The sequence below is a fragment of the Bradyrhizobium sp. BR14999 genome (assembly GCF_056106085.1).
Window position 1 is genome coordinate 7161669 of record NZ_CM148536.1, and the last position, 15054, is coordinate 7176722.

Genomic DNA, 15054 nt, shown 5'->3' on the forward strand with positions numbered 1-15054 from the left:
CCCCAGCGGACGCCGCATATCGCAGCCCCCTCACGCCCCAGCGCGCCGCCGGCCGCGAGCGAGCGGCTGTCGCGGCGGGATCAGATTGAACAGCGCGGGCAGCAGCGCCAGCAGCAGATCCAGCAGCGCCAGCAGATGGTGCAGCAGCGGCAGCGCGAGATGCTGTCGCGCCAGAGCACAGAACGGCAGAGCCGCATCGATCGCATGCAGCAGCGCGTCCAGCAACTGCAGTCGCAGAAGCCGGAAGGCCTGCGGGCGCAACGCGCGCAGGAGCGGACGCTGCAGACGCAGAACCGGCTGCTGCAGCGCGAACAGCGCTTGCAGCAAAGTGATCAGGCGCGCCTGCAGCGGTTGGGACCTGAGCCGACGACAGTTGGGCGAGCCGCCACGGCCGCCGCTGTGCAGGCCGCCGAGCGCGGGCGGTTTGCGGAGCGCTTCCGTGAGCAGGCCGCTCCGCAGACCCAAGCCGCCCTCCTCACTCGCCAGAGCGGCTGGGCTCCCCGGCAGGCCTGGCGTCACCGTCATCCCGCGGTGTTCGTGGCGTGGCTTGGGCCGGTGTTTTGGCCATACGCTTACTCCGACATTTTTGACTACACGTTCTGGTCCTATGCTTATGAGCCCGGCTATTGGGCGTACGCGTATGACGACTTCGTCGACACCGTGTTCTGGGGCGGTGACGGCCCCTATTCCGCCTTTGCCAGCACCAACCCGTATGACTATCCGCAAGCCGGCGGCGGCGGCCGCGCGCGTCCGCGCGCCAGCGTGAGCCCGCAGACGCTACAGCAATTGTGCGGCACGCCGGACAAGGGCGTCACCGCTTGGCCGCTTGCCGATATCGCGAAAGCAGTGCAGCCCACGCCGGAGCAACGCGCGCTGCTCGACGAGTTGAAGACTGCGGCGGCCGACGCTGCCGGTGTGTTCAAGGATTCCTGCGCGGAGACTTATGCCCTGACGCCGCCCGGCCGCTTGCGCGCGATGATGAACCGCATCAGCGCGACGCTGGAAGCCGTCAAGATCGTGCGACCGGCCCTGGAGAAGTTCTACAACTCGCTCAGTGACGAACAGCAGGCCCGCTTCAACGCGCTCGGCCCCAATGTCGGCGACCGCTCGTCACAGCAGCAGCAAGCCAGTGCCGAGGGCTGCGGTGATCCCAAGTCCAGCCTGACCCAGTTGCCGATCCAGAGGATCGAGGCCGTGCTTCACCCCGCAGGCAAGCAGAAGGACGCGCTCGACCGCCTCGGCGAAGCGACGGCGAAGGGCGTTCAGGACTTGCAGGCGGCCTGCCCGAACGATGTGCCGCTGACGCCGGTCGGACGGCTGGAGGCGATGCAGCGCCGGCTCGAGGCCATGCTGACGGCCGCCAAGCTGGTCGAACCTGCGCTGGACGAGTTCTACGCCACGCTGAGCAGCGAGCAGAAGGCGCGCTTCAACACGCTACAACAGGTCGCAAGCCCGTGAGGTCAGCGCGCGCGTGACCTAGAGCACTATCGGTTCTGATTGAATCAGAACCGACGCTCTAGATTTTTGTTTTGACGCGTTTTCTTCACGCGAACCGGTATCCACTTCGCTCGAAAACGCTTTACACCACCGTCTTATGCCGCGCGATGCAGGTGCGCAGTACCTCGTCCATCGGCTTGGCCCACCAGTCATTGGAGAAGATTTCGATCTCCGAATAGCCGGCAAAGCCCTGCGCTTCGACCGCTTGACGCACCGATTTGATGTCGATGACGCCGTCGCCCATCATGCCGCGGTCGTTGAGGATGTCCTTGGTCGGCACCATCCAATCGCAGACGTGGAAGGCGAGCAGGCGATCTTGGCCGGCGCGCGCGATCTGCCCCATCAGCTCCGGGTCCCACCAGATGTGATAGACGTCGAGCGCGACGCCGAGCATGCCGCTGCGGCCGGGGTCGAGCCGGTCGCAGATGTCGAGCGCCTGCTTCGTGGTGTTCACGCAGGCGCGGTCGGCTGCATAGGCCGGATGCAACGGCTCGATCGCCAGCGGCAGGTCTGCCTGTCTGGCGTAGTCGAGCATCTCGGTGAGCGCTTCCTCGACCTGCCCCCGCGCTGCAGCGATGTCCTTCGACGCCTCGCTGCCCGGCCGCGAATATTGCGGCAGGCCGCCGACGACAAGCACGATGCAGGGCGCGCCGAGCGCCTTGGCCTCGTCCACACAGCGCCGGTTGTCGTCGCGCACTTCGCTCCGGCGCGACGCATCCGAAGTGAACATACCGCCGCGGCAATAGCCCGACAGATCAAGGCCGGCATCGCGCACCGCGCGTGCGGCACGGTCGAGACCGACGGCGGCGACCTGGTCGCGCCAGGGATCGATGGCGCGAATGCCGTGACGCGCACAGGCCTCGATGATCTCGACGAGGTCACCCTGCTTGCGGACCGTCGCCGTGTTCAGCGACAGCCAGCGGTGGTCGGACGAGAAATCACGCATCAGGATTCGATCCCGTGGGTGGCGAGGACGGTCTTCATCCGCTGCGTCGCGAGTTCAGGGTTGGCGAGCAGGCCGGCCTTGTCGGCCAGACGGAACAACTCGGCCAAGTGCAGCGTGGAGCGCGTACTCTCCTGGCCGCCGACCATGGTGAAGTGGTCCTGGTGGCCGTTGAGATACGCCATGAACACCACGCCGGTCTTATAGAACCGCGTCGGCGCCTTGAAGATGTGGCGCGACAGCGGCACCGTCGGTCCAAGCACGTCGTGGAAGCCGGCGTCGTCGCCGGCCGCCAGCCGCGACAGCGCGTAGGAGGCTGCCGGCGCGATCGCATCGAAGATGCCGAGCAGCGCATGGGAAAAGCCTTGGCTATCGCCGGCGATCAGCTCCGCATAGTTGAAATCGTCGCCGGTGTACATCTTGATGCGCTTGTCGAGCCGGCGGCGCATGTCGATCTCACGCTGCTTGTCGAGCAGCGAGACCTTGACGCCGTCAACCTTGGCGGCGTTGCCGTTGATGATGGCAACCGCGGTATCCATCGCCTTGTCGAGATCCCCGGTGCCCCAATATCCCGTCAGCGCCGGATCGAACATGTCGCCGAGCCAGTGGATGATCACGGGCTCGCGGACCTGCGACAGCACACGGTCGTAGACTTTTGCGTAATCGTCGGCGTTGCGGCCGAGTTTGGCGAGCGCCCGCGACGCCATCAGGATGATGCGGCCGCCGATCTTCTCGACCGCCGAGATCTGCTCCTCATAGGCGCGGATCACGTCGTCGATGGTCTTGGCATCCTCGACCGCGAGATGGTCCGTGCCGGCTCCCGAGAACACCAGCGCGTTGCGGCGCTTGGCGGCACCGACCGAGCGCGTGATCAGCTCCAGCGAGGTCGGCCAGTCCAGCCCCATGCCGCGCTGCGCGGTATCCATCGCTTCGGCGACGCCAAGGCCGAGGTCCCAGACGTGCTCGCGGAAGGCGATGGTCTTGTCCCAGTCGACAGCGACCGAAAGCCAGGGATCATTGTCCGCGAAGGGATCGGCCACCGTATGCACGGCCGAGAAGGCGATGCGGTTCAGCGGCCCTTCGAGCTTCGCCGGAAAGGTGCGTGAAGCCGCGAGCCGGTAGGTCTCGATCGAGCGATCGGCCTTCGGCAGTTTTAGCGACAATGACGACATTGAAGGGACAGGCTTGGGCTGTACGGGCTTGTTCATGACTTCGAACCTCTCCTCGTCATTGCGAGCGAAGCGAAGCAATCCAGGATGCCTCCGCGGCAACAGTCTGGATTGCTTCGTCGCCAGCGCAAAATTGCTTCGCAATTTTGTCGCGGGCTCCTCGCAATGACGGCTTAGTAGACATCGGGGCTTATCCAATAGACGTCAGGCCTTGATCGGGGCGACGTCGATCCAGCGCCGCTCCTTCCAGCTCTTCAGCGCGCATTCGGCGAGCTGCACGCCCTTGGCGCCTTCGAGCAGCGTGAACTTGTAGGGCGCATCCTCATAGACGTGCCGGATGAACATCTCCCACTGCTCCTTGAAACCGTTGTCGTAGGAGACGTTGTCGGGCATCTTCTGCCAGTCGCCGTAAAAATCGTGCAGCCGCTTCTCGTCGGGATTCCACACCGGACGGGGCGTCGCCTGCCGCGCCTGGATCATGCAGTCGGAGAGCCCTGCGACCGCCGAGCCCAGCGTGCCGTCGACCTGGAAGGTGACGAGGTCGTCGCGATAGACCCGCGTTACCCAGGACATGTTGATGTGAGCGATGACACCGCCCTTGAGCTGGAACGTCGCGTAAGCCGAGTCGTCCGCGGTCGCCTTGTACTTCTTGCCCTGCTCGTCGTAGCGCTCGGGGATGTCGGTGTTGCCGATGCAGCTCACGCTCTCGACTTCTCCGAACAGGTTGTCGAGCACGTAGCGCCAGTGGCAGACCATGTCCAAAATGATGCCGCCGCCGTCCTCGTCGCGGTAGTTCCAGGACGGCCGCTGCGCCTCCTGCCAGCCGCCTTCGAACACCCAATAGCCGAACTCGCCGCGCACCGAGAGGATGCGGCCGAAGAAGCCGGAGTCGCGCAGGAAGGCGATCTTCTTCAGGCCGGGCAGGAACAGCTTGTCCTGCACCGTGCCGTGCTTGACGCTCTTGGCATTGGCGAGCTTCACGACCTCGACAGCCTCCTCGAAATTCGTCGCGATCGGCTTCTCGCAATAGACGTGCTTGCCGGCATTGATGGCCTGGGTCAGGAGGCCGGGGCGGGCCTGCGTGGTCGCGGCATCGAAGAACATGGTGTCGTTCTTGTCGGCAAGCGCGGCATCCAGATCAGTGGTCCAGCGCGTGATGTTGTAGCGCTTGGCGAGGGCCTCGATCTTCTCGGCGCTGCGCCCGACCAGGATGGGATCTGGCATCACGCGGTCGCCGTTCTTCAGGCGGACGCCGCCCTGGTCGCGGATCGCGACGATCGAGCGGATCAGATGCTGGTTGAGCCCCATGCGGCCGGTGATGCCGTTCATGATGAGGCCGAGGCGCTGGGTGGTCATGGCAATTGCTCCTGAAGTGATTTTGGCTGTTCGAGCGGGCGGAGCGCCGACCAATCCGGATGGACCGAGGTGGCGAAGCCCGCAGCATGAAGCGATTCCGTCAAGAGATCGCCGTCGTGGATGGAGAGGCGAATACCTTGCCCGGCATCGGCATAGAGATCGGGATGCGCGGCCGCGAAGGCCGCCGCTTCGGCAGCCGGCGTCTCGCCAAAACCGTCGACATAGTGATGGCCGTTGCGCTCCGCGTGGGTGACGCCAACCAGGGCACCGAGCGCGAGGTCCTGCTGCACGGCAAGCCCGGCCTGACAGGTCAAATCCTCGCCGGTCACGAAGAAGGTCTCGCCTTCCGCGCTCCATTTCGCCGCGCGCGTGGCATTGACGATGGACTTGTAGAGGCCCTTGCAGGATTTCGATGAGATGCCGCGATAGCCGAGCGCCCGCGCTGCCGGGAAGGCGTCATAGGAATCATCCGCTTCGTCGATGATGAAGCCACGTGTGGCCAGCGAGCCCAGCGGCGACTGCCTTGTGATGTCGCGCGGCATCGGCTGCTCGACATAGAGCAGGCGCGTGGCGATCGGCCGCAACGCTGCATCATGATCGAGCCGAGCCATCAGCGCCTGCAACGCGGCGAGATCGGCGTATTGCTCGTTGGCGTCGAGCGTCACCTTGTAATCCTGTCCCAGCCTATCGAGCTCCTTGCCGATCTGCGCCAGCCGCGCCGCATCGGCCGCGGGATTGCCCGACAGCTTGAGCTTGAAATAGCGAGCACCGGCGTTCTCGCGTGGATCGGCAACACCGCCCTCGCCTTCCACCGCATCATCGAGGCCGACGGTGTGCCTGATGGCAACACGCTCCAGCCGCGTCCGGCCGGAGAGAAACGTCCTGATGTCCCTTTCGCTCAGGTCAGGCGAAAGCCGCGCATCGATGCCGGCAATGTTGCCGGCCATCCCATCGAAAAAGCTGGTCTCGGCGGCGCGGAGCAGCGCATCGAGGATCGCCTTGTCGATCTCGGCTGGACCGTAAGCCGCTGCAAGCGCCGGAATGTTCTTCTTCGCACAGGTCGCAACCTGGGCGCCGATGCACGCGGCATGCAGATCGAACGCCGTCAGATATCCAGTCCGCGCCAGGTAAAGACCGCGTGCGATCTGGAGCGAGCGGCGTAGGCCGTCGACCGTCTGCGCCGGCGACAGCTCCGGCCGCTTGTCGAACCACTTTGGCACCAGCAGCTCGGCACTGGCGCCGACCGCAACGCCCCTGCCCTCGACCTCGATCTCGACGCGCACGAACAGCTGGGGCGTCACGTTGATGGTAATCGCGCCAAAGCGGAACGGCCGCGCGAAATGTACGGGACGTTCGAAGAAGGCGATGTCTCGCAGCTTCAGGCGCGGCGCCATGGTGCTACTTGGCTCCGGAGGTGTGGCCGCAGGCGCGGTGCACCTCTCCCGCTTGCGGGAGAGGTCGGCGCGCAGCGTCGGGTGAGGGTTCTCTCCTCTTTGGGGTTTCCCACTGCGGAGACACCCTCTCCCCAACCCTTCCCCGCAGGCGGGGGAGGGAGCGCACCGTCGCCGCGGTTACAGCCCGACTCAATCGCATTGCCCTTAGTCCAATGCACCTTGCGAGAAGAAATGCTTGCGGATGCGCTGCACGAGCTCGGTGAAGACAGGGTCAGCCATCACGTCGAGCGAGCGCGGGCGCGGCAGCGGCACGTCGTAGATCGCGGCGACCGCACCGGGGCGCTCGGTCATGACCAGCACGCGGTCGGCGAGGAACACGGCCTCCGGAATCGAATGCGTGATCAGCAGCACCGTCTTCTTCGTCTCGCGCTGGATCCGCATCAGCTCGACGTTCATGCGTTCGCGCGTCAGCGCATCGAGTGCGCCGAACGGCTCATCCATCAGCATGATCTTGGGATCGTGCACCAGCGCGCGGCAGATCGAGGCGCGCTGCTGCATGCCGCCGGAGAGCTGCCAAGGCAGCTTCTTCTCGAAGCCTTCGAGCCCGACCAGCTTCAGCAGCGACTTGGCGCGATCGAGATATTGCTGCCGCGGCAGCCGCTTCATGTCGATCGGCAGCATCACGTTGTTGAGGATGTTGCGCCAGGGCAGCAGCAACGCGTTCTGGAACACGATGCCGACATTGCCATGCGGCTTCGTCACCTTCTCGCCCTCGACCAGGACCTCGCCCGTGGTCGGCGGCAGCAATCCCGAGATCAGCTTGAGCAGCGTGGACTTGCCGCAGCCGCTTGGGCCGACCACGACGAAGAACTCGCCGTCATTGATGTGGAAGTCGAGCGGCCGCAGCGACGGCACATCGCCGTCGCGCGTCCGGTAGGTCTTGGACACGCCGGACAGTTTGATGCCCGACGCATCGCCGGCAGCCCGGTCGCTCACCAGTCTCAGATGCGCGGCCGGCTGGACGGTTTCGCTCATTACTGTCGCAGATTTCACGAGCCACTCTTCGGCAGATAGTCGTTGGTGTAGAACGCCTTCGGGTTCTCCTTGGCCTTGGCGTCGAGGCCGCCATATTCGACCAGCAGATTGACGGTCTCGGTCATGTTCTGATCGGTGACCTGGAACGGCCGCTTGCTCTTGGTCTCCGCGGCCCGGTAGAGCGGGATGGTCAGCTCAAAACCCTGGGTCAGCGTATCGATCTTGCCGCCCTTCGGGTTGGCATCGAGGATCGACTGCGCCGCGGCCTTCGGCTCCTTCTCGGCCGCTTCGACCGCCTTGGTCGTCGCCGACATGAAGCGGCGGACCAGATCGGCATTGGCCTTCACATAGTCGGTGTTGGCGATGATGCCTGACGAAACCATGTTGATGCCGTAGTCGGCGAACTTGATCGGATAGACGTCCTTGCCGGTGGCGTCCTTGATCTTCATCGACTGGTCCATGACGTAGCCGAGCAGGAGATCAGCCTGGCCATTGATGACGGCGTTGAGCTTGGTCTGGCCGTCTCCGGCGACTGTTTTGAAGTCGCTCTCCTTCAAGCCGGTCTTCTTCAGGAACAGCGGCCAGATCTGGGTCATGGAATCGGCTGGCGTGATCGCTACCGTCTTGCCCTTGATGTCCTCGGGCTTCTTGATGTTCTTGTCGATGAAGCCCATGGCGGACATCGGGCTGGTCTGGAGCAGCACGCCGGTCGCAACCACAGGCGCGCCCTTGATCGCGGCACGCATCATGGTGGGAACGTCGACATAGCCGAAATCCGCAGTCTTAGCGGCGACGGCCTGCGTGGTCGCAGCCGAGCCGCGGCCTTCCTGGATCTCGAGGTCGATGCCCTCGGCTGCGTAAATGCCCTTGGCCTTGCCGTAATAGAACGGCGCGTGCTCGCCATAGACGTACCAGTTCAGCATCAGCACGACCTTGTCGGCCGCCTGCGCCGGCATCGCCGCAAACACCATCAGCGCCGCCGAGACGACTCCTATCCACCGCTTCATTGCCACTCTCCCTTGCCCTTATTGCGTCGACCGTTGGCGGCCGCTCGTTGCTTCACTTCAGAACCTGAAAATACTTAAGAGGCGAAAATCACGTCTTCGCGCTGGCTGACATGCCAGGGGATGATCAGCTTCTCGATGCGGTCCACGACCCAGAACAGGACCACGCCGAGCAGCGCCAGGATCACGAGGGCCGCGAACATCGTCGGCAGATCGAAGGTGCCGATCGAGCGCTGCATGACATAGCCGATGCCGGAATTGGAGCCGACGAACTCGCCGACGACGGCGCCGACCACGGCAAGGGTCACCGAGACTTTGAGACCGGAGAAGATCGCGGGCAGCGCATGCGGCAGGTTCACCGCTCGGAACACCTGGAAGCGGCTGCCCTGCATGGCGCGGGCGAGATCGACCATATCAGGATCGACCGACTTGAAGCCCTGCACGGCAGACACCACCACCGGGAAGAAGCCGAGCAGGAAGGCCGAGATCACTTTCGGGATGATGCCGAAGCCGAACCACACCACGAACAGCGGTGCGATCGCGATCTTCGGCACGGACTGCGAGAACACCAACAGCGGATAGACATAGCTCTCCACCGTCTTCGACCCCGCGATCAGCATCGCGACGGGAATGCCGAACAACGCCGACAGCAGGAAGCCGCACACGGTCGCATAAGTGGTCGGCCACGACTGGCGCAGCAGTTCCGGCCATTCAGTGCGCAGCACGGCGACGACATCGGCCGGCGACGGAATCTGGTAGGCGGGAATCTTGAACAGCCGGATCGCGAGATCCCAGGCAACCACGATGAAGACCAGGAACAAAAACGGCCGAACCCAGGCCGCATTCAGCATCTTGGACACCGCACTCTGCGGCTTCAACTCAGCCACGTCTCACTCCCGGCATTCTTCTTCGTTGCGGAGAGAAATTAACCCGTTGGATAAATACTGTCCAGCCCTTTCCCTGTGACGTTTTGCGGCGGGTTCCGGGCGTTTGGGATCATGCAGCTCGCCAAACCAACAGTGTCGTCCCGGCCTAGTGCGCAATTGCGCACGGGGGCCGGGACCCATAGCCACAGGGGGAAATTTGGCGAAAGCTGGTCCTTCGGGATTGGCACTAAACACAGCCGAGAGTTCACGCGGTATGGGTCCCGGCCTTCGCCGGGACGACGATGAGGAGGCACATTCGCGCCGCACTCTCGGTGTCATTCCCGGGAAAGCGGGGAATCCAGTACGCCGCGGCTTATCGATTCAATCTCAACCGCCTCTGGAATACTGGATTGCCCGCCCCAGTGCGCAACAGCGCACAAGGCGGGCAATGACGGCGGAGATTGAGGAAACAGCGGGCGCGACGTCGACCAGCGCGCGAACCGCAGCGCTAAATCGTCTGCACCACGCTCGCGCGCGACTTCGGCGCCTTGGCGAGCTCGAACAGCGCGGCGGACTGCCCCGTCAGGGCGGCGAGCACGAGGCCGACCATGTGCGCGAGGCGCTCGTCCTTGGCGTCCTTGGCGAGCAGATCGCGGCCGAAGATCACGCTGAGCGTCGCCGAGTTGGAGAGGTAGAAGAAGCAGAGCCCCGCGATCGAGATGTAGAGCTGCACCGGATCGACCGCGACCTGGAAGTCGCCGCTGTCGACGCCGCGGCGCACCACGGTGCGGATCATCTCGACGAAGGGCGAGTGCATCGACTTGACCTTGGTCGAGCGCTTCAGGTGCTTTGCACGCGCGAGGTTCTCGGTCTGCAGCAGCGACAGGAATTCTGGATTGCGCAGGAAGTAATTCCAGGTGAACTCGATCAGGCGGCGGATCGCCTCGGGCGGATCGAGATGTTCGAGGTCGAGCCCCCGCTCCTCGCTGCGGATCTTGTCGTAGGCGCCTTCGAGCACGGTGAGATAGAGCTCGTCCTTGTTGCCGACGTGGTAGTACAGCATGCGCTTGTTGGCGCCGGCCTTGGCGGCGATGCGGTCGACGCGCGCGCCGGCGAGGCCATGGGCGGAGAATTCCTGCTTGGCGGCTTCGAGAATGCGCAGCCGCATCCCCTCGGGGTCGCGCTGCCATTTCAGAGTTCGTTTCGCCTTCGCCAAACCGGTTGCTCGCTGGGTGCTGAAGGTATGCATGTAACACGCGGGCGGCCCGCCGCATAGTTTCGTCATTGCGAGTGAAGAGCGACGGCGAAAGCGAAGCAGGCCAGCTTCGTAGGGTGGGCAAAGGCGCGTTTGCGCCGTGCCCACGTCTTCTCATCAAGTCACCAAAACGTGGGCACGCTTCGCTTTGCCCACCCTACGGGAGTCTTCGTCGCATCCGCACAATGACGACGGAAAGATCGCCGCCCTACTCCACCGGCTTCGGCGAACGCTCCAGCAGCACGGTCTGGATGCCGCAGGTGCCGTTCCGCACCGTCATCACTCTCGTGCCCGGCTTGCGGCCGTTGCGGACCTCGGAGACGTCGAGGCCGCCAGCGATCAGGCGGGCGCGGGTGGCGTCGATGTCGGCGACGCGCCAGCTCAGGCCCCAGAGCCGGTCATGCGCGGGATCGCCGCCCGCCACCGGGCGGCGCACCACCTCGACGATGAGATCGCCGCAGCGGAAGAACATCAGCTGGCCCCAATCCTGGTGGGAGCGGTCGAGCGCCAGATCGAGCCCGAGCCGCGCGCCATAGAGCGCGGCGGCGCGCTCGGAATCCTCCGTCGTGATCACGACGTGATCGAGCGCGTCGATCGGTGCGATGTCGGTCGCAACCGACTTGGGACGCTCGTCGGCGAGCTCTAGGAAGAACATGCGCACGCCGCGCGTGAGCTCCGTGGCGGCACGCGTGCGCTTCCAGTGCAGCACCGCATCGGATGCGGCATCGCTGCTTTCGACCTCCGCGACCGGATCCGGCCTCAACGCCACCCGCTCCAGCCGGCGGCGCATCTTGCCCATGTCTGCGACACGAAAGCACAGGCTGGCGAGCATGCCCTCCTGGTCATCGAGCAGCGCGCGCATGCGGTCGGCGCTGACGCTGAAGCCGCTCGGCGCCATCAATTCGATCGTCATGTTGTCGAGGGTGAACAGCACCCGGTCAGCGCCCTCGCCGGAATTCTGCCAGGCCGGCGCGCGTCCCAAGAGCGTCTGATAGGCCGCCTTGGCCGCACCGATATCTCTGACCAGAGCGACGACATGATCGAGGCCGGTGATCATCTTCCCCCCTTTTTGACCGCCCCTTGTCGACCCGGAACCAAGGGCCGAAAAACGGCGTTTGTCCGGGCTTGGCATTTCCCTGTCATGGTCGTATTCCCCCACCATGCTGACCTCAAGCGCTTCGGGCGGCAGTCTTGCGAATATTTTCAGCGATCCCTCGGCGGAACCGGTGTTAGAGTAGGCGTGCCGGCCGGGACCACAAGCGCATCACGGACAAGCAATGCAGGCTCTCTTCATCGGACAGACCTATATCGACGTCGTCTTCATCACCGACCACATGCCGACCGGCGACGAGAAGCACGTGGCTTCGGACTACGCGGTTTCCTTCGGCGGCAACGCGGTGACGGCGGCGTTCTGCTGCGCCAAGCTCGGCATCGTGCCCGACCTCATCGCCACCGCCGCCAATGACTGGCTGGGGCGGATGTTCCAGGACATGTGTGCAAAATACGCGATCTCGCTGCATGCGCGGAAGGTGAAGCAATCTTCGCTCTCCTTCATCATGCCGAAGGACGGCAAGCGTGCCATCGTCCGTTGCCGCGACGACGAGCACATTCATCCGTTCCCGATGCTCAATCTCGGCGGCTGCCGCGCGCTGCACGTCGACGGCCACCAGCCGGATGCGGCGATCCACTATGCCAAGGTCTGCCGCGAGGCCGGCATTTTGACCTCGCTCGACGGCGGCGGCCTGCGCACCAACACTCACGAGCTGCTGGAATATATCGACGTCGCCATCGTCGCCGAGCGGCTGTGCGAGCAGATGGATCTGACGCCGGAGAAAATGCTCGATTACCTCAAGAGCCGCGGCTGCAAGATCGGCGGCGTCACCATGGGCGAGAAGGGCCTGCTCTGGTACGACGAGACCGGGACGGTGCAGGTGATGCCGGCGATGCCGATCCCGCGCGAGCGCGTGATCGACACCAACGGCGCCGGCGACGTCTTTCACGGCGCCTATGTCTATTCCTACCTCGCCCATCCCGGCAAAAGCTGGCGCGAGCATTTTGATTTTGCCCGCGCCGCATCGACTTACAAGATCCAGCGCCTCGGCAACGAGGCCGGCCTGCCGACGCTCGTCGACATCGCCAAGGTCAGGCACGAATTCGAGGTCAGGGTCTAGCGGAAGGGTGTGTCATGGGGCGCGTGTTCGTCGCCGGCAGCATCAACATGGATGTGGTGGCGACGGCCGATCGCCATCCCAAGGTCGGCGAGACCGTCGCCGGCCGCCAGGTGCTGTATTTCCCGGGCGGCAAGGGCGCGAACCAGGCGGTGGCGGCGTCGCGGCTCGGCGCCAGGACCACGCTGATCGGGCGGCTGGGGAAGGACTCCTTCGGAGCTGAGCTTAAGGTTTTCCTGCGCAGTCAGGGGATCGATCTCGGCTATCTCCAGGAGGCGGCTGACGCGCACACCGGCACGGCCATCATCACGGTGGCGGAGGCCGACAACACCATCGTCGTCATCCCCGGCGCCAACGCGTTGGTCGACGCCGATGACGTCAGCGTCGTGCCGCTGCTGGAGGGCGACGTCGCGGTCAGCCAGTTCGAAATTCCGCTGCCGGCGATTGCCGCGTTCTTCCAGCGCGCACGCGCCGCCGGAGCCACGACGCTGCTCAACCCGGCGCCGGCGCAAAGCATGCCCGGCGAGCTGCTCGCGCTGGTCGACATCCTCGTGCTGAACGAGACCGAGCTCGGCTTCCTCGCCGGCACCGAGCTCTCCGACGGCGACGAGGCCGCGCGGATCATCGAGGTGGCACGGCAGCTTCAGGCGCGGCCGGATCAGACCATCTGCGTCACGCTCGGCAGGCGCGGCGTGCTCGCGCTGGCAGGGCGCGAGGAGATTTCGGTGCCGGGGCGCGCGGTGCAGGCGGTCGACACCACCGGCGCCGGCGACTGCTTCGTCGGCGCGCTCGCGGCGCGCCTCGCCGATGGCACGGCCTTGCACGACGCGCTCACCTTTGCCAACGCCGCCGCTTCGATCAGCGTGCAGCGCATGGGCGCCGGGCCGTCGATGCCGACGGCAAAGGAAGTGGCTGCGGTCTTGTAAGACGGAGCGCTTTCTTCACCTCGCCCCGCTTGCGGGGAGAGGTCGGATTGCATGGAAGATGCAATCCGGGTGAGGGGGAATCTCCGCGAGCCCCGGCTATCACCGTCCCCGCGGAAAGTCCCCCTCACCCCGACCCTCTCCCCGCAAGCGGGGCGAGGGAGAAGAGACTCAAGCCAGCGCGCTCTTTAGGTCAAAGCTCTCGTCGGCGGCCTGCTCCGGCGTGATCGAGCGATCCATCGCCTGCAAGCGGCGGCCGAACATGTGGTCGCCGGCGCGGTTGATCGATTCGATGCCGAGCAGCTTGTCGCCGTGGTAGCAGAACGCCGAGAACGCCTTCTTGGCGGGATCGCCGCGCAGCACGACGCGGTCGTAGCCGGTGGTGAGGCCGGCAATCTGGAGCTTGTCCTCGCCCTGGTCGCTCCAGAACCAGGGATGGCCGTCATAGGGCGTTCGGTCGCCGGTCAACCGCGCCGCGAGGCAGCGGGCGTGATCGGTGGCGTTTTGCACCGATTCCAGCCGCAGCGAGCCGCCGAAGCGCGGGCTTGCGAACAGCGCGCAATCACCGATCGCGGAGATATTGGGATCAGCCGTCACAAGATATTCGTCGACGATGATGCCGGCGGCAACCGGCAGCCCCGCTTCCGCGGCAAGCTCGATGTTCGGCAGCACGCCGACGCCGACCACGACGAGATCGGCGGGCAGATGCCGTCCGTCGCTCAAGGAGACGCCGGTGACCTTGCCGCCCTCCGCCTCGATGCTGGTTGCCTGCACACCGAGGTGAATGCGGATGCCGGCCTCGCGATGCCGCGCCTGAAAATACTCCGAGACCTCCGCCGTCACCGCGCGCGCCATGACGCGCGGGGCGAGCTCGAGCACGTCGACCTCGAGGCCCTTGATCCGCGCGGTGGCGGCGAATTCGAGGCCGATGAAGCCGGCGCCGATCACCACGACGCGCGTCTTCGAAGGGATGATCTGGCGCAGCGCCTCGCTCTCGTCGAGGATGCGCAAGTATTTCACGTCGGGCAGATTGGCGTTGGGCAGGTCGAGCAGGCGGTTGCGCGCGCCCGTGGCCAGCACGAGGTGGCCGTAAGGCAGTGTCTCGCCCGAGGCGAGATGCAGCTTGCGGCCGGCGCGGTCGATCGACACCGCGCGGCCAGCGATCAGCTCGATGGTCTGGTCGTGGTAAAACTTCTCGGGGCGGAACATCAGGCTCTCCGGCCCGGCCGAGCCCTTGATGTAGGCCTTGGACAGCGGCGGCCGCTGATACGGCAGATGCGCCTCGTCATTGATCAGGCAGATGCGCTGCGAAAAGCCCGCCTGGCGCAGGGATGCCGCAACCTGGTAGCCGCCATGGCCGGCACCGACAATGATCACCGGACCATCCGTCATTGCAACAGCCCACTTCCGGAGACACGAGCGTGACCCATGTCGTCTCCTCTCT

Annotated in this window: 14 protein-coding genes; 3 read left to right on the forward strand and 11 right to left on the reverse strand. The window is 65.0% G+C overall.

Features of this window, described 5'->3' with window-relative positions:
* Positions 1-30: 30 nt before the first annotated feature.
* On the reverse strand, positions 31-465 hold the full coding sequence (locus ACR9YP_RS33440; protein WP_438110058.1) for a hypothetical protein: 435 nt from the start codon (positions 463-465) through the stop codon (positions 31-33).
* Between the two features lie 90 nt (positions 466-555).
* Between ACR9YP_RS33440 and ACR9YP_RS33445 the strand changes: the two genes are divergently transcribed.
* Positions 556-1458 carry a Spy/CpxP family protein refolding chaperone gene (locus ACR9YP_RS33445; protein WP_438110059.1) on the forward strand — a complete coding sequence of 301 codons (903 nt, stop codon included), beginning with the start codon at positions 556-558 and terminating at the stop codon, positions 1456-1458.
* Positions 1459-1579: 121 nt separating this feature from the next.
* Here ACR9YP_RS33445 and ACR9YP_RS33450 read toward each other — a convergent pair whose 3' ends face one another.
* From ACR9YP_RS33450 to ACR9YP_RS33490, 9 genes are all read right to left on the reverse strand, one after another.
* Positions 1580-2443: a sugar phosphate isomerase/epimerase family protein gene (locus ACR9YP_RS33450; protein ID WP_438110061.1), complete on the reverse strand. Its 864-nt coding sequence runs from the start codon at positions 2441-2443 to the stop codon at positions 1580-1582.
* Positions 2443-3648 carry a dihydrodipicolinate synthase family protein gene (locus tag ACR9YP_RS33455; RefSeq protein WP_438110063.1) on the reverse strand — a complete coding sequence of 402 codons (1206 nt, stop codon included), beginning with the start codon at positions 3646-3648 and terminating at the stop codon, positions 2443-2445. The genes ACR9YP_RS33450 and ACR9YP_RS33455 overlap by 1 nt, the downstream gene beginning before the upstream one ends.
* Positions 3649-3813: 165 nt before the next feature.
* A complete protein-coding gene (locus ACR9YP_RS33460; RefSeq protein WP_438110065.1) occupies positions 3814-4965 on the reverse strand; it encodes a Gfo/Idh/MocA family protein in 1152 nt (383 codons plus the stop codon).
* Positions 4962-6359 carry a hypothetical protein gene (locus ACR9YP_RS33465; protein ID WP_474217894.1) on the reverse strand — a complete coding sequence of 466 codons (1398 nt, stop codon included), beginning with the start codon at positions 6357-6359 and terminating at the stop codon, positions 4962-4964. The genes ACR9YP_RS33460 and ACR9YP_RS33465 overlap by 4 nt, the downstream gene beginning before the upstream one ends.
* Before the next feature lie 204 nt (positions 6360-6563).
* Positions 6564-7394 (reverse strand): ABC transporter ATP-binding protein, encoded by an 831-nt coding sequence (locus tag ACR9YP_RS33470; protein ID WP_128937502.1) that lies wholly within the window; start codon positions 7392-7394, stop codon positions 6564-6566.
* 14 nt (positions 7395-7408) lie between these two features.
* Positions 7409-8401 (reverse strand): ABC transporter substrate-binding protein, encoded by a 993-nt coding sequence (locus ACR9YP_RS33475; protein ID WP_474217895.1) that lies wholly within the window; start codon positions 8399-8401, stop codon positions 7409-7411.
* Positions 8402-8475: 74 nt separating this feature from the next.
* On the reverse strand, positions 8476-9285 hold the full coding sequence (locus ACR9YP_RS33480; RefSeq protein ID WP_091891646.1) for an ABC transporter permease: 810 nt from the start codon (positions 9283-9285) through the stop codon (positions 8476-8478).
* A gap of 487 nt (positions 9286-9772) precedes the next feature.
* The gene (locus ACR9YP_RS33485; protein ID WP_438110069.1) at positions 9773-10480 is read right to left on the reverse strand and encodes a TetR/AcrR family transcriptional regulator; all 708 of its coding nucleotides are present in this window, start codon (positions 10478-10480) and stop codon (positions 9773-9775) included.
* 247 nt (positions 10481-10727) lie between these two features.
* Positions 10728-11576, reverse strand: a complete 849-nt coding sequence (locus tag ACR9YP_RS33490) for a VOC family protein (protein WP_438110070.1) — start codon at positions 11574-11576, stop codon at positions 10728-10730.
* A gap of 220 nt (positions 11577-11796) precedes the next feature.
* Here ACR9YP_RS33490 and ACR9YP_RS33495 point away from each other — a divergent pair, with 220 nt between their 5' ends.
* Together ACR9YP_RS33495 and rbsK are read left to right on the forward strand one after the other, a co-directional pair.
* Entirely contained in the window at positions 11797-12690 is an 894-nt protein-coding gene (locus ACR9YP_RS33495; RefSeq protein ID WP_438110072.1) for a sugar kinase, read from the forward strand.
* 14 nt (positions 12691-12704) lie between these two features.
* Complete coding sequence (rbsK, locus tag ACR9YP_RS33500; protein ID WP_474217897.1) at positions 12705-13613, forward strand: ribokinase; 909 nt, start codon at positions 12705-12707, stop codon at positions 13611-13613.
* A gap of 168 nt (positions 13614-13781) precedes the next feature.
* Here the strand turns inward: rbsK and ACR9YP_RS33505 are convergent, their stop codons facing one another.
* A complete protein-coding gene (locus tag ACR9YP_RS33505; RefSeq protein ID WP_438110076.1) occupies positions 13782-15002 on the reverse strand; it encodes an NAD(P)/FAD-dependent oxidoreductase in 1221 nt (406 codons plus the stop codon).
* Positions 15003-15054 lie beyond the last annotated feature (52 nt).

Excerpts from the sequence above, each read along its gene's own strand:
- ACR9YP_RS33455 (WP_438110063.1), bottom strand. The coding sequence starts at position 3,648 with ATGAACAAGCCCGTACAGCCCAAGCCTGTCCCTTCAATGTCGTCATTG.
- ACR9YP_RS33490 (WP_438110070.1), bottom strand. The coding sequence starts at position 11,576 with ATGATCACCGGCCTCGATCATGTCGTCGCTCTGGTCAGAGATATCGGT.
- rbsK (WP_474217897.1), top strand. The coding sequence starts at position 12,705 with ATGGGGCGCGTGTTCGTCGCCGGCAGCATCAACATGGATGTGGTGGCG.
- ACR9YP_RS33505 (WP_438110076.1), bottom strand. The coding sequence starts at position 15,002 with ATGACGGATGGTCCGGTGATCATTGTCGGTGCCGGCCATGGCGGCTAC.
- ACR9YP_RS33450 (WP_438110061.1), bottom strand. The coding sequence starts at position 2,443 with ATGCGTGATTTCTCGTCCGACCACCGCTGGCTGTCGCTGAACACGGCG.
- ACR9YP_RS33460 (WP_438110065.1), bottom strand. The coding sequence starts at position 4,965 with ATGACCACCCAGCGCCTCGGCCTCATCATGAACGGCATCACCGGCCGC.
- ACR9YP_RS33470 (WP_128937502.1), bottom strand. The coding sequence starts at position 7,394 with ATGAGCGAAACCGTCCAGCCGGCCGCGCATCTGAGACTGGTGAGCGAC.
- ACR9YP_RS33495 (WP_438110072.1), top strand. The coding sequence starts at position 11,797 with ATGCAGGCTCTCTTCATCGGACAGACCTATATCGACGTCGTCTTCATC.
- ACR9YP_RS33475 (WP_474217895.1), bottom strand. The coding sequence starts at position 8,401 with ATGAAGCGGTGGATAGGAGTCGTCTCGGCGGCGCTGATGGTGTTTGCG.
- ACR9YP_RS33465 (WP_474217894.1), bottom strand. The coding sequence starts at position 6,359 with ATGGCGCCGCGCCTGAAGCTGCGAGACATCGCCTTCTTCGAACGTCCC.